Below are 25572 nucleotides of genomic sequence, written 5' to 3'. Positions count from 1 at the left end.
TGAGACTTCGAATGTCCTCCCCAACGAGTCAACTCGCGTGGTATTCCGGCCGAACCACCCGGACGAGCAGTGTTCACTAGCCGGACGAGCAGGCCGCCACACCGTCGTCGCGCCTACTTTGGACGGCATGGATGCTTCGTGGTCGGATCCGCGACACGTGCTGGACGTCGTCGAACGGCTCCTGTCGGCGCCGCGGCCCCACCTGCTCGGCCAGTTTTCCGTCGAACTGGGCGAGCTGATTCCGCACCACGCGGTCGCCATGCAGACCGGGGACTGCCCGCGCAGCCCGTTGAAGGTCGTCGGCGACCAGACGATCGCCCAAGCCGTGACGAGCGTCGAGCTGCAACGGCTGGTCGACCGCAGCGAGCCGGGCAAGGCCCTGGTGATCGACGGCGTACTGGGCGGCGTCGAGCGCCGTCTCGTCCTGTTTTCGTCGATGCCGACCGTCGGCAAGGGCGCCGTGCTGGCCGTGGTGCCGGCGGCGGGCGAACTGCCGACGGCCGAGCTGGAGCTGGCCGCGCAGCTGTGGCACATCTTGAGCACGGACGCGGGCCAGCGCGCGCTCGACCCGGGCCCGGCTGTCCTGGCCAGCAACCTCGCGGCGGCCACCGCGCGAGCCCAGGCGATCACGGACCTCGGCCAGACCCACGCGGCGACGCTCACCACGCTTCTGGCGGTACTGCGCACGGGACGACTTTCCGACGCCGTCGCCCGCCGCACGGCAGCCGACCTGGCCCGCGACGCGTTGCTCGAGTTGAAGGGCGTCGTCGATCGCGACCAAGCTCTGTCCGAGGAACGGACAGCCGCGGCGTTCGCCCTGCTCAGGACGCAACTGGCCGACCTGGTCCGCCACACCGACGTCGACGTCGACCTCGTCGACCCGGTCGGTGAGGCCTCGCTTCCGCAGGACATCGCCCACACGGCGCGGACGATGACCCGAGGCCTGGTGCTCGCGGCCTTGGACCGCCCGGCGACCAAGCGGCTGCGGGCGTCGTGGCGGCTGGACGGCGCGGTGTTGCGCATCACAGTCCGCGACGACAGTCCCGAAGTCGCCGACGCGATCCCAGCCCGCGGCCTGACCGAGCGGCTCACGGCCCTCGGCGGCCACTGGGAAGTCGACGCGGTGCCCGGCTGGGGGACGACGGTCACCGCGGTCCTCCCGCTGGGCGTCGCCGAGCCGCCGGAGCTGCGACCCCTCGACCGGCTCAACCCGCGCGAGGTCGAGGTCCTGACGGGGATTTCGCAGGGCCTGCGCAACCGGCAGATCGCCGAACAGCTGCAGCTCAGCGAGCACACGGTGAAGTTCCACGTCCGGAATATTTTGGACAAACTGGACGTGAGCTCCCGTGGCGAGGCCGCCGCCCTGGCCCGCGACCTGCGTCTGGAGCCGGTGGCACACCGCACGGCCTGAACCGGCTTGACCTCCAGCGGGCTGGAGGTTGCACGCTGCTGATCATGGCCTCGACGCTCGACTCCACGCCCGGTCGCCGCAGCGTGCTGTGGACCCCGGAGCACCGTCTGACCACGATCGCGCTGCTGCTGGTGGTCACGTTGGTCGCGTTCGAGAACATGGGCGTCGCGACGGCGATGCCGACCCTGGTCGCCGACCTCCACGGCCTGTCGCTGTATTCGTGGCCGTTCACGATTTTCTTGATTTCGAGCGTGGTCGCGACGGTGCTGTCGGGCCGGATAGGCGACCGCCGCGGCCCGGCGCCGGCGTTGCTGGCGGGACCGGTGCTGTTCGCGGCGGGCTTGGTCGTCGCGGGGACGGCGACCGGGATGCCGACGTTCCTCCTCGGCCGCGCGCTGCAGGGCTTCGGCTCGGGGCTGTTGCTGGTCTCGGTCTCGTTGCTGATCGCGTTGACGTTCACCGACCAGGAGCGCCCGGTGATCTACGCGGCGAACGCGGCGGCCTGGGTCCTGCCGGCGGTGATCGGGCCCTCCCTGGCCGGCGTGGTGACGGTCGGCATCGGCTGGCGCTGGGTGTTCCTCGGCCTGGTCCCGCTGGTGGTGATCGGCGTGGCGATGCTGGTGGTGGTCGTCCGCCGACTGCCTGCCCACTTGCCGTCTGCGGGCGGCCGCCGCGCGGGCGTGGTCCAGGCGATCATCGCGGCTCTCGGCGTCGCGGCGTTGACGTGGGCGGCTCAGCACCAGTCGCTGCTGGCCCTCGTCTACGGCACGGCGGGTCTCGTGGCCCTGGGCTACGCGCTCCGGACGCTGCTCCCGACCGGAACGCTGACCTCCCGCCCCGGCCTTCCGACAGTGGTTGCGTCCCGCGCCCTGATCGCCGGCGCGTACGCCGGGATGGAGGCGTACCTGCCCCTGACGATGACGGCGGTCCACGGCTACAGCCCAGCCCTCGCAGGCCTGCCGCTGACCATCACGGCGCTGGGCTGGTCCGCGGCGTCGGCAGCACAAGGCCGGTACCTGAACTGGTCCCGCGAGGCATCGCTGCGTACAGGGTTCTGGCTGGTCGCGGCCGGGTTGGTCTGCTTCGGCCTGGTGTCTCAACCATGGTTCCCCGCCTGGCCGGCGTTCGTGGCCTGCGCGGTCGGCGGCGCCGGCATGGGGATCGCGATGCCCGCCATCTCCGTCCTCCTGCTCCGCTACTCACCCGAGGGCGAACGTGGCTTCAACACATCGGCGGTGCAGCTGGCCGACTGGGTGGGGTCGGCGCTGCTCATCGGCCTGGGCGGTGTCCTGCTCAGCGTGGTCGGTTCGGTCCTCGACCCATCGCCGGCGATGGCCCTGCTCACGACGGCCTTGGTGGCCCTCGCGCTGCTGGGCGCCCGGCTGACCGGACGCTGGCCGTCGAAGGTGTGACAGCCCACTTCCAGGGCCAGGGTGGGCTTCGTCACGCGGTGGAGCGGACTACCCTGAAGGAGCGATGACCTATCTCGACCACGCGGCGACCACTCCGATGTTGCCCGAAGCCGTAGCGGCGATGACCGAGGCGCTGTCCAACGTGGGCAACGCCTCCGCGCTGCACTCTTCGGGCCGCCGCGCTCGCCGGATGGTCGAGGAAGCCCGCGAAACCATCGCCGACGCCCTCGGCGCTCGCCCCTCCGAGGTGATCTTCACCGGCGGCGGCACCGAGAGCGACAACCTCGCGCTCAAGGGCATCTACTGGGCCCGCCAGGACGAGCAAGAGCAGCGTCGTCGCATTCTGTGCGGGGCGGCGGAGCACCACGCCGTACTCGACACCGTCGAATGGCTCGAATCGCACTGCGGCGCCGAGATCACGCTGCTGGAAGTCGACAGCCAGGGTCGAGTCTCGCCGGACGTTCTCCGTGCCGCCATCGCCGCGGATCCCGAGGCCGTCGCGCTGGTGACGGTGATGTGGGCCAACAACGAGGTCGGCACGATCAATCCGATCGCCGAGCTGGCAGCGGTCTGCGCGGAGTTCGATATCCCGCTCCACACCGACGCCGTGCAGGCCGTCGGCGCCGTACCAGTCGATTTCGCGGCTAGCGGTGCCGCCGCACTCACGTTGACCGGGCACAAGCTCGGCGGCCCGTTCGGCGTGGGTGCGCTCCTGCTTGGTCGCGACGTGACCTGCGTACCGTTGTTGCACGGCGGAGGCCAGGAGCGCAGCGTCCGCTCCGGCACGCTCGATGTCCCGGCGATCGTCGGGTTCGCGGCTGCGGTCCAAGCCAGCGTTGCGACCCGAGCCGAGTACGCCAAGCGTGTCGAGGAGCTTCGAGACGGACTCATCGAAGTTGTCCAGCGCGAGGTACCGGACGCCATTCTCAATGGCGGCGATGGCGAGCGGCTGCCGGGCCACGCTCACTTCACGTTCCCCGGCTGCGCCGGGGACAGCCTCTTGATGCTGCTGGACGCCAAGGGCATCGAGTGCTCGACAGGCTCCGCGTGCACGGCCGGCGTCGCCCAGCCGAGCCACGTGCTGCTCGCCATGGGCGCCGATCCAGCGGCGGCCCGAGGCTCTCTCCGATTTTCCCTCGGCCACACGTCCACTGCCGCGGACGTCGAGGCCGTCGCCGCCGAGATCGGCGGAGTCGTCACGCGCGCACGACAGGCCGGCCTGGCCGGAATGCGCAAGCAGACCCAGAAGCAAGAGGTGTAAGGCAATGCGGGTTTTGGCCGCGATGAGCGGAGGAGTGGACTCGGCGGTCGCCGCCGCGCGTGCGGTCGACGCCGGGCACGACGTCGTCGGCGTGCACCTGGCGCTGTCGGCCAAACCGGGCACCTTGCGGACCGGTTCACGTGGGTGCTGCACGATCGAGGACTCGCATGACGCACGGCGGGCCGCCGACATCCTCGGAATCCCCTTCTACATCTGGGATTTCGCGGAGCGATTCACCGAAGAGGTCGTTGAAACCTTCGTCGGCGAATACGCTGCCGGACGCACGCCGAATCCGTGCGTCACCTGCAACGAGAAGATCAAGTTCGAGGCTCTTCTCGAGAAGGCGATGGCACTCGGCTTCGACGCGGTCGCGACAGGCCACTACGCGCGCCTTTCCGTGGTGAACGGCGTGCCGGAGTTGCGCCGCAGCGCGGACAGCGGCAAGGACCAGTCCTACGTGCTGGCTTCTCTCACCTCCGAGCAGCTCAGTCACGCCATGTTCCCGTTGGGCGGTTCGTGGAAGACCGAGGTCCGGGCGGAAGCCGAGCGGCGCGGTCTGTCCGTCGCCAACAAGCCTGACAGCCACGACATCTGCTTCATCCCGGACGGCGACACCAAGAAGTTCTTGGAAGACCGACTGGGTCAGCGTCCTGGCGAGCTCGTGGACGCGGAGACCGGCGCCGTGCTCGGCCGGCACACCGGAGTGCACGGATTCACCGTCGGACAGCGCAAGGGCCTTGGGATTGAGGCTCCCGCGCCCGACGGTCGTCCTCGTTACGTCCTTTCGCTCGAGCCGGTTTCGGGCTCCGTCAAGGTCGGTTCCGCCAACGGGCTCGGAGTCAAGGTGATCGAGGCCGATCGCGCCATCTGGCCCAGCGGCGAACCGCTGAACGAGCCGACCGAATGCGTGGTGCAGGTCAGGGCCCATGGAGGCATCGTTGACGCGGTCGCCGACGTGGACTCCGAGGCGATGACTCTGCATCTGCGCGAACCCTTGCGCGGGGTAGCCCCGGGCCAGGTCGTCGTGCTCTACCGGCCGGATGCCGAAGGTGGGGACGTCGTCCTGGGCAGCGCGAAGATCTCCGGTACGCGCTGACCGTCGGTCATTGCCGTGGCTTCTTGCGGCTGCGATTCGCTCGCCGTCCGCCGGAGTGAATCGATGGCGGCTCGGTTGAGTGCACCCGGCCGGCTGGTGTCGCGACGTTCACCGTGCCGTCCGGCGTGACTTCGTAGTCCCAGCCCGGCTGGCTCTTCAGCCTGCGGTGCCGCGTGCAGTACGTGACGGGCTGATCCACGGCTTCATCGGATTGGCCGTGCGCCCGAGTCGGTTCTACCCCGCAGTTCTGCGCGGGGCGGGTGCATCCGGGCTGCCGGCACTCGCGGTCCCGGACTCGGATGAACTCGTCGTGGGCCGGTCCGAGGGGATATCGCGTCGGCGACAGCTCGATGACCTGGCCGTTGCGCGGATCGGTGAGGACCCGCCGGATCGTCGTGTCGGATCCGCTGATGATGCGACGGGCCACTGACGCAGCGATGGGTCCGCGGCCGGCCAGCGCCGCGGGCAAATCGTTCATGCCGAGGTAGGTCGCCAGGTCGACGTGCAGGAACACCTCGGCGCGACCGTTCGAGCCACCCGTTCCGCTGAGCAGCAGGTCCATGGCCACGTCGGCGCGGAGCTGATCCAGCGTTCGAGACTCCTCGGGCGTCTTCAACGCTCGAGCGGCCCGATCGATGCGTGTGTATGCCGCAGTCGCCTTCTCGGTGGGTACGTTGTTGACGGACAGGCTGGTCACGCCGGTGTCCTGGTGGTGCAGGGCCAGCCGTCGCTCGACGAGGCTCCGGTCGGTGCGTTGCGCCGCGCCTTCCGGATCCACCTTCGCGGCCGCGTAGGCCGCGGCTCGACGGACTTGGGTGGCGTTGCGTCCCGGCACGCGGCTTTCGAGATTCGCATCGACGAGGCGTACGTGGTCTCTGGAGAGCCACGCCGTCGCATCCGTGACCTTCATGGCGCGGTACAGGTCGAGCCGGCCGTCGTCCATGAGGTTGAGCATCCGGGGAAGCCGGGCGATCAGTGCGTTCGCCGCCGAGACTATGGTGCCGGCGCGGTGTTCCGTTATGGAGAGCGCCAAAGCCACTTCCGAAGCGGCGCTGGGCGCCCGTCTCCGGCGCACGCTTAGATTCGCGATCGCCCGTAGCTGAAGCGCTTGCAGCTTGGAGATCTCGGCGTCGGTGTGACGGATCAGGTCGATGACTTGTTCGTCTTTCATGCGCTGCAACGTCTCCGGGTCGGTACGGGCCGTCCTCAGTACGAACGGAAGCTTGTCGCGGGTGTTCCGGGGATCGGTCGCAGGAGCGAGTTTGCGGAGTGGTTGGGAAGATGCCATGAACGCGACCGTACGGGGGCAGGCAAGGAATGTCACCGAGGTTCAGAGGAATGGGTGACAAGCGTAGCGAACGGTCCTTTCGCGCCCTTTGCGGCTTGACTTTCTGCCGACTGTTTCGAGATGGTCGCGTGTGCGGATGTGTGTCGCTGGCGTGTGTGAGGGGCTTTCGATAGGAGTATGTCTAATGTGGACAAATGCGGTGATCTTTTGTGGCAACGTATTCGGCGCTCAGAGCTTGAGCTTGAAGCCGGTGTGGCTTGCGACGAAACCGAGACGCTCGTAGAACCGGTGCGCGTCGGTCCTCGCGACGTCCGAGGTGAGCTGGACGAGGGCGCATCCGCGTCGTCGAGACTCGTCGATCGCCCAGCGCACGAGATTCGCCCCGAGTCCGGATCCCCGGTGGTCGGTGTGAATCCTGACGGCTTCGATCTGACCGCGAAGCGCACCGCGCCTGGCGAGACCGGGAATGATCGTCAGCTGCAGCGTCCCGACCGTTTCGTCATTAAACGTCACGACGGCGAGGAACTGGTTCGGGTCGGCGTCGATGTCCGCGAAGGCTCGCTGGTAAGGCTCGAGATCGTCGGGATCGTCCCGGGTCGCGCCGAGTTGGTCGTCTGCCAGCATGCGCACGATCGCGCCGATGTCGTCACGCCGTGCCCTGCGGATGCTGTAGTCGGTCACGGCGCCAGTATCACAGGACGCGGGTGAATCCTTGATAGCTGTGCTCGAAGCCGAAGCGCGCGTAGAAGTCTCGCAAGTCCGCGCGTGCAAGGCCGGAGTCGAGGTGGATGCGGCTGCAACCTCGGCGGCGGGCTTCGTCGATCCCCCAGGTCAGAAGCGCGCTGGTCACTCCGCGTCGAGCGGCGCGGATGCCTTCGAGCAGACCGCGGTTGGCGCCTTCCCACATGAGCCCTCGCAACACCGTCAGTTGCGCAGTGCCGACAACACCGTTGTCGTCTTCGGCGACCACCAGCGTGACGTGCGAGGTGTTCATGAGTTCGCGAAGCGCGGCTGTCAGCGGCTCGCCCGGTGCGCCGAACAAGCGCCCAAGCGCCTCGATGTCCGAAGCCCGGGCTCGTCTGATGACATCCATTACGCCCAGTATGCAGGAAGCCGGTCGTGGGCAGTAATTTGCCACGACGCGACTACGCCTGGTACTGATGCGATGGTGCTCAGGTTGTCGTGTAGTGGCGGACGCCGTCGACGGACTGAGCGGCCAGCTTGCCCTGGGACACCAAGAGATCGAGGTGTGCCGCGGTCTCGAGAACCGCGAGCATCTGGTTGAACGAGTCCATTTCGGACAGTCTGCGGTTGCGGCGAGTCCAGCCGATCCGATGCGCGGCCTCGTACGCCGTGCTCGCACCGGCTGTGATCTGGGCGCCGATCGTCTCGAGGCGTTGCCGGTGATGGTCCAGAAGTTCGTCGACCCTTGTGTGCACGCTTTCGGACACCGGACCGTGTGCGGGAAGCATGCGTCGATCCGGCATCGCCCGTACCAGGCGCAGCGAGTCGATGAAGTCGTTGAGCGGTAGTTCGACCGGCACGGGCTGGAAGCCGATCGAGGGCGTGATGTGCGGCAGGACGTGGTCGCCCGAAAACAGCAGATCGGCGGTGTCGTCGACGAACACGACATGGCCGGCCGTGTGCCCGGGAGTGGCGACGACGTCGAACTGACGGCCGGGCAGGATCGGGCGTGGTCCCGGCGTCAACCACTCGTCGGGCGCTTCCCAGAGGTCGGCCTCGGTGTGCCGGCGGTTCGTCCCGAACTCGCGGGCCAGGGCTTCGACGACTTCGCCGGCGCCCGCCTGGCGCAACAGATCGACTTGAGCTTCCATCGGCAACCGGTCGGGGTTGCCGGAAGCCTTGAGTGACGGCTCTTCGTCCTGTCCCAGGGCGATCTTCGAGCCGAATTCGCGCCGAAGGACGACCGCCTGCGAATAGTGGTCACGGTGAACGTGGGTCACGAGGAACTCGCTGACGTCGGCGAGTTCTGCACCGATACCACCGAGTGCGTTCGCGAGTTGTTGTCGCGCGACGGTCAACGCCCAGCCGGAGTCGACCAAGACCAGCTTCTCGCCATCGGTGACCGCGTAGACGTTGACCGCACGAAGAGCGTCGTTGGGCAAGGGCAACGGGATCCGGTAGACGCCGGTCGAGACCTCGTAGATTCCGAGCTCGGTCCAGTTCCTGTCGCTGCTTTCCGGCAACGGTTCCACGGTGACCTCCGTCCCGGCGAGACTGCGGCGTCCCGGCCTTCATTCACCCTGAGCCGTGCCGGGCCCGCTGTCCACCGGGAGAAGCTGAGACGCCGGTCACTCGCTCAGTCGGTGTCCTGCTTCAAGGCGGTGTCGATCGTGAGGGCCGCCGCGACCACCATGCTGGCGAGCGGATCCGGTAGCGGCTGTGGGATCTCGACGACGTAGTTGTCGGCGGTCGTGAAGGCGGCTTTGAGAAATCCGCCCCACGTCTTGGTCACCCGGGCGACCTCGGTGCCGGCGTGGTCGCGGATCGAGAAGTTCCAGGCGCGCCAGTTCTCGGCGAAGATCCCGCCGACCGAGTGGCCGTCCACGACGAAGCCGAAACGGATCTTGCCGAAGACGTTCTCCTGGACGATCTCGCCGATCGGGGTCTCATCGGCGCGCGTGACCAGGAACCGTGATTTGAACACCTTGGCGGGACGGGTCACCTTGAGCACGGTGCTGTGGTTGGCGTCCCGGACCTCGAACTTGTGCGTCAGGAACTGGTCGTAGTTCGTCAGCAGCCGGATCGCCTTCTTCAGCGTGCTCTGGCCGACCTCTACAACTCCGCCGAGCCGGTTGCCGTTCTGGTCGAAGACGCCGAACTCGTTGGCCATCTCGATCAGCTTGGCGCGCTGGTTGACCACCAGGACCGGCTCGGTGAACAGCGTCCCGCCGCCCGTGCGCGCAGCGCCTCGGCCGCGTGTCGCGCGGTTGACCTGGTTCTGGATCCGCGACGGATCGTGAGCCCGCTCGATGTCCAGCTCGATTGGCTCGGAGTCGCTCGGTGGCGGCGCCTGGTAGGCCGGTCGGGTGTTGGGCGTCCAGGCATGGCCGTCCCACCAACGGTGCAGACGGGGGTCCCGCGCGTCGGGGTACCAGCCCGGTTGCGGTGGCGAACTCGTCATGGCGGGTGAGCCTATCCGCGCGGACCGCGTCACGGTGCCGGTAAAGGCAATTGCGGCGTATGTCTGCCTCGGGACGGCTCGGCGCGGTAGCCCGGTCGGCGCCGCCGGTGGGTGGTCGACCAGAATCGGACGTCGTGAGTGAGCGAGTTTGGCCCAGTGGTGCCGCGACGGCGATCGGTTCGATGCCGGGTACCGACCCCGCGGAAGCCGCGGCGATCGTGTTCGGCGAGCTGCCGGACTTCCCGCACCTGCCGGAGTTGCCTGCCCGTGGCGTCGGCGCGGACATGCTCGGCCGGACCGCGGCGCTGCTGGTGGACCTGGCCGTCGACGTCGTGCCGAGCGGCTACCGCGTCGTGGCGCGGCCGGGACACGAGCACCGCCGGGCCGTCGACCTGCTGCGCTGGGACCTCGATGCCGTGCAGGAGGCGCGGGAGAAGGCCGGAGCCACCCCGCCGGTCTTCAAGGTCCAGCTGGCCGGGCCGTGGACGCTCGGTGCCGGGATCGAGCTGCCCCGCGGCCACCGGGTGCTCACCGACCGCGGTGCGCTGCGCGACTTCACGTCCTCGCTCCTGGATGGGCTCACCGGCCACGTCGCCGAGGTTCAGGCCAGGACGGGCGCGCCCGTGGTCGTCCAGTTGGACGAGCCGTCGCTGCCCGCGGTGCTGGCCGGTGGTCTGTCGACGCCGTCCGGCTATGGGAACGTCGCCGCGGTGCCGGAGCCCGAGGCGCGTGACCTGCTCGCGACGATGATCGAAGGCGTGAAGGCGATCACTGGCCGGCCGGTGATCCTGCACTGTTGCGCCGCGAAACCGCCGCTCGGCCTGCTGCGCGAGGCCGGTGCGGACGCCCTGGCCTTCGACCTCGCCGCGCTCGATGGCGCATCCGCCGCGTTCCTCGACGAGATCGGCGAAGTCTGGGACGGCGGGGCGACCTTGTTCCTCGGCGCGGTCCCGTCGACGGCGCCCGCCTCTCCGCCGTCCCTGAAGGATGTCGGCGAGCCGGCGTTCCGGCTGGCGGACAGGCTCGGCTTCAACCGCAGCGTCCTCGCCGAACGCGCGGTGCCGACCCCCGCCTGTGGCCTCGCCGGAGCGACGCCGGAGTGGATGCGCCGCGCCCTCTCGCTGACGCGTGACCTCGGCAAGGCATTCGTCGAGCCGCCGGAAGGCTGGTGACGGAATCCGGCAACTCGCCGACGTCCGCGTCGCCGGGCCAGTAGCGTGGCGGCGTAGCCGATCGAACGAGGACCACTCCTGACCATGCGCCTGTTCCGCCGCAAGAACGCCGACCCGCCCGACCCGCGCACCGCGTGGCCCGAGCAGCACGTGCCGGACGACCCGGCGGCCGCGGCGGAGGCGTTCTGGCAGGGCTGGTACGACTTGCTGCCGATGGTCAGTGCGGCGCTCGGCGAGGGCGAGCCGCACCGGGTCGAGCACGAGCTCTGCCAGCTGGTCGAGGCGCTGCACCCGCGGCTGCACTTCTCGCTCGAACGTGGTCGTCGATCGATCTACGCCCTGGTCGTGACGGGGCAGGAGGACCCCGAGCTGCGGCCGTTCACCGACGCATGGCGCGCTGCTGCCCCGCCGGACGACGCGATCTGGGAGTACCACGACTCGGTCCCGCCCGTGCCCGACCCGACCGAGGTCACCGTCAACCTGGGCGGGCACCGGATCGCGCTGGCCGACGTCCGGGTCGTCGCGCAGGTCGACGAGAACGAGCACGTCGTTGACGTCGCCGTCTTCCACCCGGGCTTCGCGGACCTCGACGACGCCGCGCGCCGGACCATGACGTTCCTGCCGCTCGACGCGACATTGGGTGAACGGCTCGCCGCCGAACGACTACGGCGCGTGGAGACCGCGGCGACCGAGCCGGCGGGTGCGATCACCCTTCTGGAGTTCCGTGAACTGGTCCGCGGGCTGGACGCCGGCGAGCACGAAAATGTCGGACCCCCCGACTAGGGTTACCACCCGTGAGCAGCACCGAACTTCCCCAGGACCCGGTCGCCGCCGAGGACGTCACCGATGTCCCGGCCGACGTGCGCGAGCGGCACGGAGCCCTCGCGGAGGAACTGCGCAACCACCAGTTCCGCTACTACGTCCTGGACTCGCCGATCATCTCCGACGGGCAGTTCGACGAGCTCCTGGGTGAGCTGCAGCGGATCGAGGACGAGTACCCGGGCCTGGTCACGCCGGAATCGCCGACCCAGCGCGTCGGTGGCACGTTCTCGACCGAATTCACCGCGCACGACCACCTCGAGCGCATGCTCAGCCTGGACAACGTCTTCGACAAGGACGAGTTCCTGGCGTGGTGCGAGCGCGTCGAGAAGGAGGTCGGGGAGACCGAGTTCCTGGCCGAGCTGAAGATCGACGGCCTGGCGATCAACCTCTTGTACGAAAACGGCCACCTGACCCGCGCGCTCACCCGGGGTGACGGCCGCACGGGCGAAGACGTCACGCTGAACATGCGCACGCTCGACCAGGTGCCCGAGACGCTCACCGGCACCGACGAGTTCCCGGTGCCGGCCCTGGTCGAGGTGCGCGGCGAGGTCTACTTCCGCGTCGAGGACTTCCTCGAGCTGAACGCGAAGATGGTCGAAGCGGGTAAGCCGCCGTACGCGAACCCGCGCAACACCGCGGCCGGTTCGTTGCGGCAGAAAGACCCGAAGATCACTCGTGAACGTCGGCTGCGGCTGATTTGCCACGGCCTCGGCAAGCGCGACGGCTTCGAGCCGCAGCGTCAGTCGGAGGCGTACGACGCGCTGGCCGCGTGGGGCCTGCCGGTGTCGCCGCACAGCAAGGTCCTAACGACCGCCGAGGAACTCACCGAGCACATCACCTATTGGGGTGAACATCGGCACGACGCCGAGCACGAGATCGACGGCGTCGTCATCAAGGTCGACCGGGTGGCGCTGCAGCGTCGGCTGGGCACGACGTCGCGGGCCCCGCGGTGGGCGATCGCGTACAAGTACCCGCCGGAAGAGGCCATCACGACATTGCTGGACATCCAGGTCAACGTCGGGCGCACCGGACGGGTGACCCCGTTCGCGGTCACCGAGCCGGTCAAGGTCGCGGGGTCGACCGTCGCGCGGGCCACCCTCCACAACCAGGAGGAGGTCAAGCGCAAGGGCGTGCTGATCGGCGACCGGATCGTCATCCGCAAGGCCGGCGACGTCATCCCCGAAGTTCTCGGACCGGTGGTCGACGCGCGTACCGGCGACGAGCGCGAATTCGTCATGCCGACGCACTGCCCGGCCTGTGGCACCGAGCTCGCGTACCAGAAGGAAGGCGACAAGGACATTCGCTGTCCGAACAGCCGCTTCTGCCCCGCGCAGCTGAGGGAACGGCTCTTCAGCCTGGCCGGGCGCGGCGCGTTCGACATCGAGGTGCTCGGGTACGAGGCGGCGAACGCGCTGCTTGACGCGCGCGTGGTCGCCGACGAGGGCGACATCTTCGACCTCGACGAAGACAGCCTCGCCGAGGTCGAGCTGTTCCGGACCAAGGCAGGCGAGTTGTCGGCGAACGCGCGAAAGCTGCTCGCGAACCTCGACGTGGCCAAAGATCGACCACTGTGGAAGGTGCTGGTCGCTTTGTCGATCCGGCACGTCGGCCCGACAGCGGCGCAGGCGCTCGCCCGCGAGTTCGGCTCGATCGAACGTATCGAGCAGGCCACCGAGGAGGAGCTGGCGGACGTCGACGGCGTCGGTCCGACCATCGCTCACGCCACGCAGGAGTGGTTCGAGGTCGGCTGGCACCGGGAGATCGTCGAAAAATGGCGACGCGCCGGCGTGCGGATGGAAGAGGAGCGCGACGAGTCGATCCCGCGCAACCTCGAGGGTCTGTCGATCGTGGTGACGGGGTCGCTCGACGGCTTCTCCCGCGACGAGGCCAAAGAAGTCATCATGGCTCGCGGCGGCAAGGCGGCCGGGTCGGTCTCGAAGAAGACCGCGTTCGTCGTCGTGGGGGATTCGCCTGGTTCGAAATACGACAAGGCCGTGCAGATGAAGGTGCCGGTGCTGGACGAAGGCGGTTTCCGCGTCCTGCTGGAGCAGGGGCCCGAGGCGGCGCAGGAGGTGGCGCTGCCGGCCGGCGACGAGACCGCCGAAGACGATTCTGGGGAGACGGATGAGTGATGTCGAGATCCGGCCACCGCGGCCCGAGGAGTACGCCGCGGCGGGCGAGGTCACGGTGCAGGCCTACGACGTCGACGGTCACCTGGCCGGCGACGTCGGGTACGACGCGGAGCTGCGGGACATCGCGCGGCGGGTCGAGCTGGCCGAGGTGCTCGTCGCCGTCGATGCGACGGGGGAGGTGCTCGGCACGGTGACCGTCGTGCGGCCAGGGTCGCCGTATGCCGAGATTTCACGTCCCGGCGAGCTGGAGTTCCGGATGCTCGCCGTGGCGCCGTCGGCGCGTGGGCGGGGCATCGGCGAGGCGCTCACCCGGGCCGTGCTCGACCGCGCGCGGGCGCTGGACATCCGCGAGGTCGTGCTGAGCAGCCTCGAGGGGATGCGCAGCGCCCATCGGCTCTACGAGCGCCTCGGGTTCGTCCGCCTGGCCGAGCGGGACTGGCGGCCGTACCCGCACATCAGCCTGATCGCCTACCGAATCGACGTCTGACCTGGGCGTTGCCGAAAGTCGGCAACGCGCCTCAGCCGTCGAGGACGACCGCGACGATCCCGGCGAGGTGGGCGAGCCGGGCGACCTCGGCGGCGCGGAAGGCCGGTCCGCCCGGTCGCGCGACCAGGAGCGCCTTGCCCGGCTTGCCGAGCGGCGTCGCCGCCAACTCGGTGCCGAGCTCCTTCCACGTCTCCGGGATCCAGGCTTCTTCGCCGTCGAGCACCGTCGCGCGCTCGAGCGGCAGCCACGGCAGGTCGGTGATCGGCGTCTCGGGCGCGGCGCTCGACGACGCCAGCCGGAGCGCGCCCGTCTCCGAGTGTTCGACGATCATCGCCCAGCCGGCGCGCACGATGCGGGGCACGCCCTCGGCCAGGATGTCGAGGCCGGACTTCGGCTGCGCGGCGATCTCTTCGACGAGTTCGAGCTCGCGGTGCGTGTCCAGCACGCCTGCGTACGGGCGGACCGCGTCCACTTCGACACCTTCGACGCTTTCCGCCGCCGTGATGAGCGCGTCGGGCAGACGACCGGACGGGAGCTCGACCACGAGGTCGTCCACCGCCACTCCGGTTCCCCGCTCGACGACGTCCACGCTGAGGATGTCGGCGCCCACCGTGCCGAGCGCCGTGGCGACCGCGCCGAGGGTCCCCGGGCTGTCCGGAAGGATGACCCGGATCAGGAACGACACCACGCGCCCCTCTCGCCTCTGGCGTCCCAGCCTTGCCGTGGGACGCTCGATGCCGGTCGCCGATTGTGACAGACCCACCCGGTCCGCGGGCTTGCTGTCCGCCGGGCGGGAGTCGAGCGTCGCCGGACGGCACCCGGCCTGCGCCGGGCGTAACCCAGTCGAGTCCGCCCGCGCCGTCACCATAGACTTGCAGCTTCCGAGACAACCCGCACAGCACAACCCGGGAGTCACCCGCGTGCCCAACATTTCCCGAGACGAGGTCGCGCACCTCGCGAAGCTGGCCAGGCTGGCCGTGACCGACGACGAGCTCGACGTCTTCGCCGGCCAGCTCGACCAGATCCTGGACTCGGTGGCCAAGGTGAGCGAGGTCGCCGCCGCCGACGTGCCGCCGACGTCGCACGCCGTGCCGCTGACGAACGTCTTCCGGCAGGACGTCGTCCGTCCCGGGCTCACGCAGCAGCAGGCGCTGGCCGGTGCGCCGGCCGCCGAGGACGGGCGTTTCCGGGTGCCGCGGATTCTGGGGGAAGAGCAGTGACCGAGCTCATCAAGCTGACCGCCGCGGAGCTGGCGGACAAGATCCACGCGCGCGAGGTGTCCGCGGTCGAGGTCACGCAGGCCCACCTGGACCGGATCGCCGAGGTCGACGACCACGTCCACGCGTTCCTGCACGTCGACACCGAGGGCGCACTGGCCGCGGCCAAGGCCGTCGACGAGGGCATCGCCGGGGGCGGCGCGCCCGCGTCGGCGCTGGCCGGCGTGCCGCTCGCGCTGAAGGACGTCCTCACCACCGAGGGCATCCCGACGACCTGTGGTTCGAAAACGCTCGAAGGCTGGATCCCGCCGTACGACGCGACCGTGACGCGCAAGCTGCGCGAGGCCGGCGTCGTGATCCTCGGCAAGACGAACATGGACGAGTTCGCCATGGGCTCGTCGACCGAAAACTCGGCGTACGGCCCCACGCACAACCCGTGGGACCACGCCCGCATCCCGGGCGGGTCGGGCGGTGGCTCGTCGGCGTCGATCGCGGCGTTCGAAGCCGCCATCGCCATCGGCACCGACACCGGTGGCTCGATCCGGCAGCCCGGGTCCGTCACCGGCACCGTCGGGGTCAAGCCGACCTACGGCGGCGTGTCGCGGTACGGCCTCGTCGCTTTTTCGTCGTCGCTCGACCAGGCCGGTCCCTGCGCGCGGACGGTGCTCGACGCCGCCCTGCTGCACGAGGTCATCGCCGGGCACGACCCGCTCGACGCGACCTCGATCGACGCGCCGGTGCCGCCGGTGGTCGCCGCCGCCCGTCAGGGCATGACCGGTGACCTCAAGGGCGTCAAGGTCGGCGTCGTGAAGGAGTTCGGCGGCGACGGCTACCAGCCGGGCGTCGAGCGGTCGTTCCACGCCGCGGTCGAGCAGCTGCGTGCGCTCGGGGCCGAGGTCGTCGAGGTCTCTTGCCCGCATTTCGTCTACGCGCTGCCCGCGTACTACCTGATCGCGCCGAGCGAGTGCTCGTCGAACCTCGCCCGGTTCGACGCCATGCGCTACGGCCTGCGCGTCGCCGACGACGGCACGCACAGCGCCGAAGAGGTCATGTCGCTGACCCGCGAGAAGGGCTTCGGCGCCGAGGTCAAGCGGCGCATCATGCTGGGCACCTACGCGTTGTCGTCCGGCTACTACGACGCCTACTACGGCTCGGCGCAGAAGGTGCGCACGCTGATCACGCGTGACTTCGCGGCCGCGTTCGAAAAGGTCGATGTCCTCGTTTCGCCCACGACGCCGACCACGGCGTTCAAGATCGGCGAGCGCGTGGACGACCCGATGGCGATGTACCTTGCCGACCTGTGCACGATCCCGTCGAACCTGGCCGGCAACGCCGCCATGAGCGTGCCGAGTGGTCTTTCCGAGGACGACGGCCTGCCGGTCGGCCTGCAGATCATGGCCCCGGCGCTCGCCGACGACCGGCTCTACCGGGTCGGCGCCGCCTACGAGGCCGCCCGCGACGCCGCTGCCGGCGGGGCGCTCATCCACAAGGTCCCGGAGCTGGGAGGAACGAAGTGACTGCCGTGGCCGAGTTGATGGACTACGCCGACGTCATCGAACGCTTCAACCCCGTCCTCGGGCTCGAAGTGCACGTCGAGCTGAACACGAACACGAAGATGTTCTGCGGCTGCCCGAACGAGTTCGGCGGCGAGCCGAACACGAAGGTCTGCCCGACCTGCCTCGGCCTGCCCGGGGCGCTGCCGGTCGTCAACGGCAAGGCCGTCGAGGGCGCGATCCGGATCGGCCTGGCGCTGAACTGCGAGATCGCCGAGTGGTGCCGGTTCGCCCGGAAGAATTACTTCTACCCGGACATGCCGAAGAACTTCCAGACGTCGCAGTACGACGAGCCGATCGCGTTCAACGGCTACCTCGACGTCACGCTCGACGACGGCGAAGTCGTACGCGTCGAGATCGAGCGCGCGCACATGGAGGAGGACACCGGCAAGTCGCTGCACGTCGGTGGCGCCACCGGCCGGATCCACGGTGCCGAGCACTCGCTGCTCGACTACAACCGGGCCGGCGTGCCGTTGATCGAAATCGTGACGAAGCCGATCGAGGGCACCGGCGAGCGGGCACCCGAGGTCGCGCGCGCGTACGTGTCGGCGTTGCGCGACCTGCTCCGCGCGCTCGACGTGTCCGACGTCCGGATGGACCAGGGCTCGCTGCGGTGCGACGCGAACGTGTCGCTGATGGCGAAGGACGCGACCGAGTTCGGGACGCGGACGGAGACGAAAAACGTCAACTCGCTGCGCAGTGTCGAACGGGCCGTTCGCTACGAGATGACGCGGCAGGCGGCGATCCTCGCCGAGGGCGGTTCGATCAAGCAGGAGACGCGGCACTTCCAGGAGGCCGACGGCTCCACGTCGTCGGGCCGAACCAAGGAGACCGCCGAGGACTACCGGTACTTCCCGGAGCCCGACCTGGTCCCGATCGCGCCGTCGCGCGAGTGGGTCGAACAGCTGCGCGGCACGCTGCCGGAGATGCCGTCCGAGCGGCGGAAGCGGATCCAGCAGGAGTGGTCACTTTCCGACGAAGCCCTGCGTGACCTGCTGAACGTCGGTGCCGTCGACCTCGTCGCGGCCACGGTCGAGGCCGGCGCTTCGCCGGACGAGGCGCGTGGCTGGTGGGTCAACACCCTGGCTCAGGAGGCGAACACCCGCGAGGTCGAGCTGGCCGACCTGGCGATCACGCCGAAGCAGGTGGCCGAGGTCATCGGGCTGGTTTCGTCGGGTGAACTGACGAACAAGCTGGCCAAGGAGGTCGTCCAGGGCGTGCTCGCCGGCGAGGGCGAGCCGCGCGAGGTCGTCGAGAAGCGCGGGCTGAAGGTCGTCTCGGACGACTCCGCGCTGTTGTCGGCGATCGACGACGCCCTGGCCGCGCAGCCGGACGTCGCGGACAAGATCCGCGGCGGCAAGGTGGCCGCGGCAGGCGCGATCGTCGGCGCGGTCATGAAGGCGACCAAGGGCCAGGCCGACGCCAAGCGGGTCCGCGAGCTGATCATCGAACGCGTCGGTTCCTGACCGTTGTCGTTTTCCGTCAAGAGCGTCACCTGGCGCGAGTGGCTCGGCCTGGCGGCCGGGCTGCTCGCGCTGGGCTCGACGTTCCTCCCGTGGACGACCCTGAGCACGAACAAGCCGGACATCGAGGTCGTGCTGTCGTCGTTGCCGCAGGGTGACGTCGTCCGGGACGCGTGGAATTCGAGCTTCTTCGCGTGGTGCCCGCCGCTGGCGCTGGTGCTGGCCGGGGTGGTCGTGGTCGTTTTCGGACGAATCCGGAAGGCGCGGATCAGCGGGCTGCCGCACCTGTGGCTGGTGGTCGCCGCGGCGGCGCTGCTGCTGATGGCGATCGGCTGGTTCACGCTGGACTGGGAGTTCGACGAGGACCAGCGCGGCATCTTCGACGCCGCCGGGATCGCCATCGGCGCCGGGTCCGGGCGGTTTCTCGGCGTGCTGGCCGCGCTGGTGTCGGGCGTCGCCGCTTTCTTGGACATGCGGGCGGCGCGGGCCGAAAGCAGGCAGCCGCGTAAGAGCCACCCTCGGAGCAAGAGCCGCTGACCGGTTTTCGGCGGCCCGGTGTCCGGGTTTGCTGCTCGGGTGGCTGAGTCGTCCGTTCCGGTTGTGGGCTCGTGGTGACAACGTTGACATCGATGGTGGCCGTTGCATGAGAAAGCGCTTTCTGAGACGGTCGAGGCGGAGGTCGCCGAAGGCTGCGGGTGGCCAACGGGAGTCGTCGGCGACCGGGAAATCCGTGACGGTGTGGTGCTGTGCCGCAGCGGAATGGCTCAGCAGTAACGAGGCACGGGCGGCGAGGTGCGGAGCCCGCCGTTGAGCGGGGCGATGTTCGGAGGTAGCCGCGCGAAGGCGACGGTCTGCGGTAGTTCCGCGCGGGTGCGACGAGGTTGGGAGGCAGTCGCGCGAGGGCGGTGGTGTGCGGCCGTGGGTGCGGCGAGGTGTGAGGAGAAGCCGCACAACTGCGCGGGGGCGACGGCGGTCGTGCGGGTGTTGCGGGTGTTCTCGGGCGCGTTGGTCGGGCTGTGGAGGGAGGTTCCAAGTTGGCCGTAGGAAAGCGCTTGCGAGCTGCCATCGTCGGGGCTGGGGCTATCGCCGGCAGCCATCGGGCCGCCTTCCAAGCCCACCAGGACGCTGTCGATCTAGTAGCCGTCGCGGATGTCGATGAAGCTCGGGCCGTCGCCTTCTGTGCGGCGACCGAGCAAGCCAAGCCCTATCGGGATCTCGACACCTTGCTCGCCGAGCAGGAACCTGCCCTCGTCTCGATCTGTACGCCTCCCGGGCTGCACGTCGAACAGACCAAACAAGCGCTCGCGAGCGGCGCCTGGGTCTGGTGCGAGAAGCCGCCTTGCCGTTCGCTCGCCGAATACGACGACATGACCTCCGTGGAACGGGACGGCGGCCCGTACGTCTCCTTCGTCTACCAGCAGCGATCCGGCTCGGCCGCCGCTCACTTCCGGAATCTGCTCGGCAAAGGTGAGCTCGGCCGTCCTCTGGTCGCCCATTGTCAGACCACCTGGTACCGCGACCACGCCTACTACGCGGTCCCGTGGAGGGGACGGTGGGCCACCGAAGGCGGCGGACCAGCCATGGGCCACGGCATCCACCAGATGGATGTCCTCCTCCACCTCCTGGCCGGCGATGCGAACGAGTGGGCCGAAGTCCAGGCCATGACCGCGCGGCTCGTGCACGACGTCGAGACCGAGGACGTCTCCACCGCACTCGTCCGGTTCGAATCCGGGGCGCTGGCCACCGTCGTCAACAGCGTCCTCTCGCCCGATGAAGTCAGCCGGATCCGGATCGACTGCGAACGCGCCACCGTCGAGCTCACGCACCTCTACGGCCACGTTGCCGAAAATTGGCGATACGCCCTCGCACCGCAGGTCGGGCCGATCGGGACCGAGCCGAAAGAGGATGTCGGCAGCTCGCACGCCGCCGCGTTGACGCCGGTTCTCGACGCCTTCCGGGCCGGGCAGCGGCCGCCCTGCAGCGGGGCCGACGGGCGGCGGGTGCTCGAGTTTGTCGCCGCCCTCTACAAGGCCGCCGCCACCGGGCGCGCCGTGCGGCGGGGCGAGATCGGGCCCGGGGATCCCTTCTACGCGGGGATGGCCGGATGAGCGCGGACATCACCGTCACGCACCGGCACGGCGACCGCGTGGTCGTCGAGGCGGGCGGGGTGCCGCTCATGTCCTACGTCTACAAGCCCGACCCCGTCGCCTACGAGTCGCGCAAGCCCTACACCCACCCGCTGCGCACCCTGCGCGGGCGGCGCGTCAGCGGGTACCGGCCCGCCGACCACCGGTGGCACAAGGGGCTGCAGATGACGTCGAGCCACCTCTCCGGCCAGAACTTCTGGGGTGGCCACACCTACGTCCCCGGCCATTGGTACCAGGACCTGCCCGACCGCATCGGCTCGATGCGGCACGACGGGTTCGCCGGCTTCACCGTCGGTGGCGACCGCCTGACCTTCACCCAACGGCTCACCTGGGTGACCAACCGCGGCGAGGAATGGGCACGCGAGCGGCGCGACATCGTCGTCCACTCCGTCGAGCCCGGCGAGGGCGCCTGGGCCATCGACTGGGGCATCGAGCTGACCAACGTCCGCGACGCGCCGCTCGTGTTCGGCAGCCCGACCACGGCCGGCCGTGAGCGGGCCGGGTACACCGGGCTGCACTGGCGGGGCCCGCGCGACTTCAGCGGCGGCCGCGTCCTCGGCCCGGGCGACCTCGATGGCGACGACATGATGGGCGCCCAAGCGCCGTGGCTCGCCTTCGTCGGCGAGCACGACGACGTCGACGCCCACTCGACGCTCGTCTTCGCGCATTCGCCGGAAAACGACCACGCGATCCACGAGTCGCACTGGTTCGTCCGTTCCCAGGACACGCCCATGGTGGCCTTCTCGTGGGCGTTCTTCGAAGAGTTCGCCTTGGCACCGGGGGAGAGCTTCACCTACCGCTACCGGGTCGTCGTCGCCGATGGAGCGTGGGACCGCGATCGGGTGACCGACTACCTCGACAGGCACGGATGGTCATGAACGAATTCACACTTCCAGGTGGAATCGGTATTTCGCACTTACGCGCCTACGAATGGGAGGCCGAGGATGGTGTCCTCGGTGGAAGCCCACACGTCCACCTCGCTTGCACCGAGGCCTATGTCGTCACGGCCGGGCACGGCGCCGTCCACACGCTGAGCACCGGCGGCTATGCGGAGACGCCGCTCGAGGCCGGCGTGATCGCGTGGTTCGCGCCGGGGACCGTCCACCGGATGGTTCAGGGCGGTGGTTTGCGCGTCACCGTCCTCATGCAGAACAGCGGCCTGCCCGAGGCCGGGGACGCCGTCTTCACGTTCCCGGCCGACGTGCTCGCCGACCCGGCCGCGTACGCCGAGGCCGCCGCGTTGCCGAAAACCGACCACGCTGCCAAAAGGCGCCGTGACCTGGCCGTTCGTGGCTACTTGCCGCTGCGCGAGGCGCTGCAGGACGGCGATCCGGAGCCGTTGCGGGCGTTCCACCGGGCGGCCGTCGCGCTCGTGTTGCCGAAAATCGGAGACTGGGTACCGCGCTGGCAGGCCGGGGCCCTGAAGGCCGCTGAACTGACCGGCGCGCACCTCAAGGCCCTTGCCGACGGCGACGGGAGCTACCTCGAACAGTCGGGTGTCCGGGTCGCGACGCCGTCGAACCCGGACAGCTTCGGCATGTGCGGGCGTCGCACGGAATACGACATCGACCAGGAAGGCCGTCAGCGATGAACCAGAAGAGCATCGGAGTGCTGCTCAACGGGGTCACCGGCCGGATGGGCTACCGGCAGCACCTGCTCCGGTCGGTGCTGGCGATCCGCGAGCAGGGCGGCGTCGAACTGCCGGACGGCACCCGCCTCCAGCTTGAGCCGATCCTCGCCGGCCGCAACGCGGCGAAGCTTCGCGAACTGGCCGAAAGACATGGCCTGACCGCGTGGACGACCGACGTCGACTCGGCACTCGGTGAAGTGGGGATCTACTTCGACGCGCAGCTGACGTCGGCGCGCGAACCTTCGGTGCGGGCGGCGATCGCCGCGGGCAAGCACGTCTACGCCGAGAAGCCCCTTGCCGAAAAACTGACATCGGCGCTGGAGCTGGCCGGTCTCGCGCGGGACGCGGGGATTTGTCACGGAGTCGTCCACGACAAGCTCTTCCTGCCCGGCCTGCGGAAACTGCGGCGGCTGGTCGACGGCGGGTTCTTCGGACGCATCCTCTCGGTGCGCGGCGAGTTCGGCTACTGGGTCTTCGAGGGCGACTGGCAGGAGGCGCAGCGCCCGAGCTGGAACTACCGCGCCGAGGACGGCGGCGGGATCGTGCTCGACATGTTCTGCCACTGGAACTACGTCCTCGAGGACCTCTTCGGCCGCGTCGAGGCCGTGACCGCGAAAGCGACAACGCACATCCCGCGTCGGTGGGACGAGCAGGGCGACGCGTACGCGGCGACGGCCGACGACGCCGCGTACGGCATCTTCGAGCTCGAGTCGGGGGCCATCGCGCAGATCAACTCGTCGTGGTCGACGCGAGTCTTCCGCGACGAACTCGTCGAGTTCCAGGTCGACGGCACCGAGGGCAGCGCCGTGGCCGGTTTGCGACGATGCCGCGTCCAGCACCGCTCGGCGACGCCGAAGCCCGTCTGGAACCCGGACCTGCCGGCCACCGAACCCTTCCGCGACCAGTGGCAGGAGGTCCCGGACAACGCCGAGTTCGACAACGGCTTCAAGGCCCAGTGGGAGGAGTTCGTCCGGGACGTGGTCGCCGGACGACCACACCGCTACGACTTCTTCTCGGCCGCGCGCGGGCTGCAGCTCGCCGAGGCCGGGCTGACGTCGTCGGCGGAAGGGCGCCGCGTGGAACTCAAGCCGCTGAGCTGACGGCCGTGGTCGCGAATCGGCAAAACGGGGACGTCAGTCCTTGCCGTTGCCGCCGCCGGAGGTCGCCGGGGTGATCAGGACGACGCGGTCGTCGCTCGACACCGGTGTGCCGCCGTCCTTGTTGACCGTGCCGGCCACGGCCAGCTGCGGGTTGATCATGCTCATACCGGCCAGCCGCCCGAACGTCTCCGGCGGCTTGCCGGTCTTGCCGTCGAGGCTCACCGACGGCTTGCCGCTGATCGCGCCGTCCGCCGTCACCGGCAGGTTCTGGAAGTTCCCGGCCAGCGATGTGGCGACGCCGAGGAGGCCGTTCGCGTCGACGAAATCCGCGCAACCGGCGACGCCGGGCTTGTCCGTCCACGTCCACGCCGGCGTCGTCAGCGGCTGCCCGGCCTGCACGCGGTAGAGGGCGTCCTTGTCGGCGAGCCGGTCGGTGACCCAGACGCGGCCGCCGTCGGCGGAGGTGCACAGCCCGCCCGGTGCGTGCAGCCCGGCCGCCACGACCAGGGAACCGTTCGGGTTGCCCGCCGCGGCCTTGCCGGACGTGTCGATCCGCAGCACCTTCCCGGCCAGCGAGTTCGGGTCCGCGGCGGCGCTCGGGTTGCCGCCGTCGCCGGTCGCGACCAGCAGCGCGCCGCGGTTGTCGGCGCTGATCGTGCCGCGGTTGCCGGTCGCGCCCTTCGGGATGCCCGTGAGGACGGGCTTGGCCGCCTGGCCCTTGGCGAAGCGCACGACGCGGTTGTCGGTCGCCGTGGTCACATAAGCGAACACGAGCTGGTCCTCGACGTACGACGGCGACAGCGCGAGGCCGGTCAGGCCGCCGTCGCCGGCCGCCTGGACGTCGAGCTTCGCGAAGTCCGTGGCGTCCTTGCCCGCGGTCGCGAGCAGCACGCGGCCGCTCTTGCGCTCGCCCGCCAGGGCGCTCGGCGTGGAGCCGTCGCCCGGCAGGCCGGCCACCGCCGCGACGGTGTCCAGGCAGGTCGCGATGACCGCCGGGTCGAAGTCCTTGCAGCCCTGCGGCGGCGGGACGGGCGTGGCCGACTGGCCGGGACGTACCTGCTTGCCGTCGCCGCCGGAGTCGGCGCCGGGGCCCTGGACCTCGGGCGGCGACTCGGGGCTGGGCACGGGCGCCGGGCTGAACGTCTGGCCCGCCGCGGTGTCGTCGAACCGCGCGCACCCGGCGGGCAGCAGGACGCCGCAAGCCAAGATCGCCAGCAGGGCCGGCCGGTACCGAGTGCGCATGATTCCCCAGCCTAGGGGCCGCCGCGTGAACCATGGGTGAGTACTCCTGGATTACGTTGGGGATCATGACACTGACCGTGCTGGTCCCCGACGACGAGGGCATGTCCGTGCTCGCCGAGGTGCCGCGGGTCCTGCCCGTGCGCTACCAGTGGGGCGAGACCGTGCCGCAGGAAGCCGCGAAGGCCGAGGTGCTGATCCCGGGCAAGCACCCGCCGGGCGAGGAGCTGTGGCGCACGCTGCCGAACCTGAAGCTGATCCAGCTGCTGTCCGCCGGCGCCGAGGACTGGGTCGGCAAGGTGCCCGACGGCGTCCTGCTCTCGACGTGCCGGGGCGCGCACGGCGGGAGCACCGCCGAGTGGGTCGTCGCCGCGCTGCTGTCGATGTACCGGAAGCTGGACGTCTTCGGCGCGGCGCAGCGCGAGGGCCGGTGGGAGCGGCAGAGCACCGACACGCTGCAGGGCAAGCGCGTGCTCGTCGTCGGCGCCGGTGATCTCGGGCAGCACCTGCGGCGGCGGCTCGAGCCGTTCGACGCGCGGTGCACGATGGTCGGGATGACCGCGCGGGAGGGCGTGCACGGGGTGAAGGAGCTGCCGTCGCTGCTCGGGCTCCACGACGTCGTCGTGCTGATGGTGCCGCTGACCTCGCGCACCCGCGGGATGGTCGACGCGGCGTTCCTCGCCGAGATGCGCGACGGGGCGGTGCTGGTCAACGTGGCGCGCGGTGCCGTCGTCGTCACCGACGCGTTGGTCGCCGAATTGACCACGGGACGGTTGCGCGCCGCGCTCGACGTCACCGATCCCGAGCCGCCGCCTCCGGGGCACCCGCTGTGGACGGCGCCGGGGCTGCTGCTGACGCCGCACGTCGGCGGGGCCGTGCGCGGGGTGCGGGGGCGGTCGTACGCCGTCGCGGCGGCCGAGATCGCGCGGTACGCCGGGGGTGAGCTGCCGGACAACCTGGTCCACGGCGAGTACTGAGCTCGCCAGGCCGCCGCGGA

General features: G+C 69.8%; 24 protein-coding genes. 17 read left to right on the top strand and 7 right to left on the bottom strand.

What is annotated here, in order from left to right; genetic code table 11:
- The first annotated feature begins 127 nt into the window (after positions 1 to 127).
- From ACIQWX_RS42755 to mnmA, 4 genes are all read left to right on the top strand, one after another.
- Positions 128 to 1411, top strand: coding sequence for a LuxR C-terminal-related transcriptional regulator (locus tag ACIQWX_RS42755; protein WP_400884062.1), 1284 nt, complete (start codon positions 128 to 130; stop codon positions 1409 to 1411).
- 44 nt (positions 1412 to 1455) lie between these two features.
- Entirely contained in the window at positions 1456 to 2823 is a 1368-nt protein-coding gene (locus ACIQWX_RS42750) for an MFS transporter (protein WP_400884061.1), read from the top strand.
- A gap of 64 nt (positions 2824 to 2887) precedes the next feature.
- Positions 2888 to 4084, top strand: coding sequence for a cysteine desulfurase family protein (locus ACIQWX_RS42745; RefSeq protein WP_400884059.1), 1197 nt, complete (start codon positions 2888 to 2890; stop codon positions 4082 to 4084).
- A 4-nt stretch (positions 4085 to 4088) separates the two neighbouring features.
- Entirely contained in the window at positions 4089 to 5180 is a 1092-nt protein-coding gene (gene mnmA, locus ACIQWX_RS42740; RefSeq protein WP_400884057.1) for a tRNA 2-thiouridine(34) synthase MnmA, read from the top strand.
- Positions 5181 to 5187: 7 nt separating this feature from the next.
- Here the strand turns inward: mnmA and ACIQWX_RS42735 are convergent, their stop codons facing one another.
- The 5 genes from ACIQWX_RS42735 to ACIQWX_RS42715 form a co-directional block, all read right to left on the bottom strand.
- Positions 5188 to 6468, bottom strand: a complete 1281-nt coding sequence (locus tag ACIQWX_RS42735; protein WP_400884055.1) for a DUF222 domain-containing protein — start codon at positions 6466 to 6468, stop codon at positions 5188 to 5190.
- Between the two features lie 228 nt (positions 6469 to 6696).
- Positions 6697 to 7149: a GNAT family N-acetyltransferase gene (locus tag ACIQWX_RS42730; RefSeq protein WP_400884054.1), complete on the bottom strand. Its 453-nt coding sequence runs from the start codon at positions 7147 to 7149 to the stop codon at positions 6697 to 6699.
- A gap of 10 nt (positions 7150 to 7159) precedes the next feature.
- On the bottom strand, positions 7160 to 7561 hold the full coding sequence (locus ACIQWX_RS42725; protein WP_400884052.1) for a GNAT family N-acetyltransferase: 402 nt from the start codon (positions 7559 to 7561) through the stop codon (positions 7160 to 7162).
- 79 nt (positions 7562 to 7640) lie between these two features.
- Positions 7641 to 8684 (bottom strand): MBL fold metallo-hydrolase, encoded by a 1044-nt coding sequence (locus ACIQWX_RS42720; RefSeq protein WP_400884050.1) that lies wholly within the window; start codon positions 8682 to 8684, stop codon positions 7641 to 7643.
- Positions 8685 to 8788: 104 nt separating this feature from the next.
- A complete protein-coding gene (locus tag ACIQWX_RS42715; protein ID WP_400884048.1) occupies positions 8789 to 9613 on the bottom strand; it encodes a phospholipid scramblase-related protein in 825 nt (274 codons plus the stop codon).
- 134 nt (positions 9614 to 9747) lie between these two features.
- Here ACIQWX_RS42715 and ACIQWX_RS42710 point away from each other — a divergent pair, with 134 nt between their 5' ends.
- The 4 genes from ACIQWX_RS42710 (at position 9748) to ACIQWX_RS42695 (ending at position 14226) form a co-directional block, all read left to right on the top strand.
- Entirely contained in the window at positions 9748 to 10785 is a 1038-nt protein-coding gene (locus ACIQWX_RS42710) for a methionine synthase (RefSeq protein ID WP_400884046.1), read from the top strand.
- A gap of 84 nt (positions 10786 to 10869) precedes the next feature.
- Positions 10870 to 11568 (top strand): hypothetical protein, encoded by a 699-nt coding sequence (locus ACIQWX_RS42705; protein ID WP_400884044.1) that lies wholly within the window; start codon positions 10870 to 10872, stop codon positions 11566 to 11568.
- 11 nt (positions 11569 to 11579) lie between these two features.
- On the top strand, positions 11580 to 13739 hold the full coding sequence (gene ligA, locus ACIQWX_RS42700; RefSeq protein ID WP_400884043.1) for an NAD-dependent DNA ligase LigA: 2160 nt from the start codon (positions 11580 to 11582) through the stop codon (positions 13737 to 13739).
- The gene (locus tag ACIQWX_RS42695) at positions 13732 to 14226 is read left to right on the top strand and encodes a GNAT family N-acetyltransferase (RefSeq protein WP_400884041.1); all 495 of its coding nucleotides are present in this window, start codon (positions 13732 to 13734) and stop codon (positions 14224 to 14226) included. The genes ligA and ACIQWX_RS42695 overlap by 8 nt, the downstream gene beginning before the upstream one ends.
- A gap of 31 nt (positions 14227 to 14257) precedes the next feature.
- On the opposite strand, the gene ACIQWX_RS42690 is transcribed toward ACIQWX_RS42695, so the two are convergent.
- Positions 14258 to 14911 (bottom strand): amino acid-binding protein, encoded by a 654-nt coding sequence (locus ACIQWX_RS42690; protein WP_167379908.1) that lies wholly within the window; start codon positions 14909 to 14911, stop codon positions 14258 to 14260.
- A 235-nt stretch (positions 14912 to 15146) separates the two neighbouring features.
- Between ACIQWX_RS42690 and gatC the strand changes: the two genes are divergently transcribed.
- From gatC to ACIQWX_RS42650, 8 genes are all read left to right on the top strand, one after another.
- Complete coding sequence (gene gatC / locus ACIQWX_RS42685) at positions 15147 to 15446, top strand: Asp-tRNA(Asn)/Glu-tRNA(Gln) amidotransferase subunit GatC (protein WP_400884039.1); 300 nt, start codon at positions 15147 to 15149, stop codon at positions 15444 to 15446.
- Positions 15443 to 16960, top strand: coding sequence for an Asp-tRNA(Asn)/Glu-tRNA(Gln) amidotransferase subunit GatA (gene gatA, locus ACIQWX_RS42680; RefSeq protein WP_400884037.1), 1518 nt, complete (start codon positions 15443 to 15445; stop codon positions 16958 to 16960). Before gatC ends, gatA begins: the two co-directional genes overlap by 4 nt.
- On the top strand, positions 16957 to 18462 hold the full coding sequence (gatB, locus tag ACIQWX_RS42675; RefSeq protein WP_400884035.1) for an Asp-tRNA(Asn)/Glu-tRNA(Gln) amidotransferase subunit GatB: 1506 nt from the start codon (positions 16957 to 16959) through the stop codon (positions 18460 to 18462). The genes gatA and gatB overlap by 4 nt, the downstream gene beginning before the upstream one ends.
- Before the next feature lie 3 nt (positions 18463 to 18465).
- The gene (locus ACIQWX_RS42670; protein WP_400884033.1) at positions 18466 to 18996 is read left to right on the top strand and encodes a hypothetical protein; all 531 of its coding nucleotides are present in this window, start codon (positions 18466 to 18468) and stop codon (positions 18994 to 18996) included.
- A gap of 497 nt (positions 18997 to 19493) precedes the next feature.
- Positions 19494 to 20567, top strand: a complete 1074-nt coding sequence (locus ACIQWX_RS42665; protein WP_400884031.1) for a Gfo/Idh/MocA family protein — start codon at positions 19494 to 19496, stop codon at positions 20565 to 20567.
- Complete coding sequence (locus ACIQWX_RS42660) at positions 20564 to 21484, top strand: PmoA family protein (RefSeq protein WP_400884030.1); 921 nt, start codon at positions 20564 to 20566, stop codon at positions 21482 to 21484. The genes ACIQWX_RS42665 and ACIQWX_RS42660 overlap by 4 nt, the downstream gene beginning before the upstream one ends.
- Entirely contained in the window at positions 21481 to 22197 is a 717-nt protein-coding gene (locus tag ACIQWX_RS42655) for a cupin (protein ID WP_400884028.1), read from the top strand. Before ACIQWX_RS42660 ends, ACIQWX_RS42655 begins: the two co-directional genes overlap by 4 nt.
- Positions 22194 to 23336: a Gfo/Idh/MocA family protein gene (locus ACIQWX_RS42650; RefSeq protein ID WP_400884027.1), complete on the top strand. Its 1143-nt coding sequence runs from the start codon at positions 22194 to 22196 to the stop codon at positions 23334 to 23336. Before ACIQWX_RS42655 ends, ACIQWX_RS42650 begins: the two co-directional genes overlap by 4 nt.
- Before the next feature lie 33 nt (positions 23337 to 23369).
- On the opposite strand, the gene ACIQWX_RS42645 is transcribed toward ACIQWX_RS42650, so the two are convergent.
- Complete coding sequence (locus ACIQWX_RS42645; protein ID WP_400884026.1) at positions 23370 to 24578, bottom strand: PQQ-dependent sugar dehydrogenase; 1209 nt, start codon at positions 24576 to 24578, stop codon at positions 23370 to 23372.
- Between the two features lie 65 nt (positions 24579 to 24643).
- Here ACIQWX_RS42645 and ACIQWX_RS42640 point away from each other — a divergent pair, with 65 nt between their 5' ends.
- Positions 24644 to 25552, top strand: coding sequence for a 2-hydroxyacid dehydrogenase (locus ACIQWX_RS42640; protein WP_400884024.1), 909 nt, complete (start codon positions 24644 to 24646; stop codon positions 25550 to 25552).
- Positions 25553 to 25572 lie beyond the last annotated feature (20 nt).

The organism is Amycolatopsis sp. NPDC098790 (assembly GCF_044759945.1).
Classification (GTDB): Bacteria; Actinomycetota; Actinomycetes; order Mycobacteriales; family Pseudonocardiaceae; genus Amycolatopsis.
Note: the sequence above shows the minus strand (reverse complement) of the source record. Positions and strands in the feature narration are given on the sequence as shown.

Coding starts and splice junctions, on each gene's coding strand:
- ACIQWX_RS42705 (WP_400884044.1), top strand. CDS start 10,870: ATGCGCCTGTTCCGCCGCAAGAACGCCGACCCGCCCGACCCGCGCACC.
- ACIQWX_RS42655 (WP_400884028.1), top strand. CDS start 21,481: ATGAACGAATTCACACTTCCAGGTGGAATCGGTATTTCGCACTTACGC.
- ACIQWX_RS42645 (WP_400884026.1), bottom strand. CDS start 24,578: ATGCGCACTCGGTACCGGCCGGCCCTGCTGGCGATCTTGGCTTGCGGC.
- ACIQWX_RS42745 (WP_400884059.1), top strand. CDS start 2,888: ATGACCTATCTCGACCACGCGGCGACCACTCCGATGTTGCCCGAAGCC.
- ACIQWX_RS42735 (WP_400884055.1), bottom strand. CDS start 6,468: ATGGCATCTTCCCAACCACTCCGCAAACTCGCTCCTGCGACCGATCCC.
- ACIQWX_RS42660 (WP_400884030.1), top strand. CDS start 20,564: ATGAGCGCGGACATCACCGTCACGCACCGGCACGGCGACCGCGTGGTC.
- ACIQWX_RS42755 (WP_400884062.1), top strand. CDS start 128: ATGGATGCTTCGTGGTCGGATCCGCGACACGTGCTGGACGTCGTCGAA.
- ACIQWX_RS42750 (WP_400884061.1), top strand. CDS start 1,456: ATGGCCTCGACGCTCGACTCCACGCCCGGTCGCCGCAGCGTGCTGTGG.
- ACIQWX_RS42695 (WP_400884041.1), top strand. CDS start 13,732: ATGAGTGATGTCGAGATCCGGCCACCGCGGCCCGAGGAGTACGCCGCG.
- ACIQWX_RS42725 (WP_400884052.1), bottom strand. CDS start 7,561: ATGGATGTCATCAGACGAGCCCGGGCTTCGGACATCGAGGCGCTTGGG.
- mnmA (WP_400884057.1), top strand. CDS start 4,089: ATGCGGGTTTTGGCCGCGATGAGCGGAGGAGTGGACTCGGCGGTCGCC.
- ACIQWX_RS42640 (WP_400884024.1), top strand. CDS start 24,644: ATGACACTGACCGTGCTGGTCCCCGACGACGAGGGCATGTCCGTGCTC.
- ACIQWX_RS42715 (WP_400884048.1), bottom strand. CDS start 9,613: ATGACGAGTTCGCCACCGCAACCGGGCTGGTACCCCGACGCGCGGGAC.
- ACIQWX_RS42650 (WP_400884027.1), top strand. CDS start 22,194: ATGAACCAGAAGAGCATCGGAGTGCTGCTCAACGGGGTCACCGGCCGG.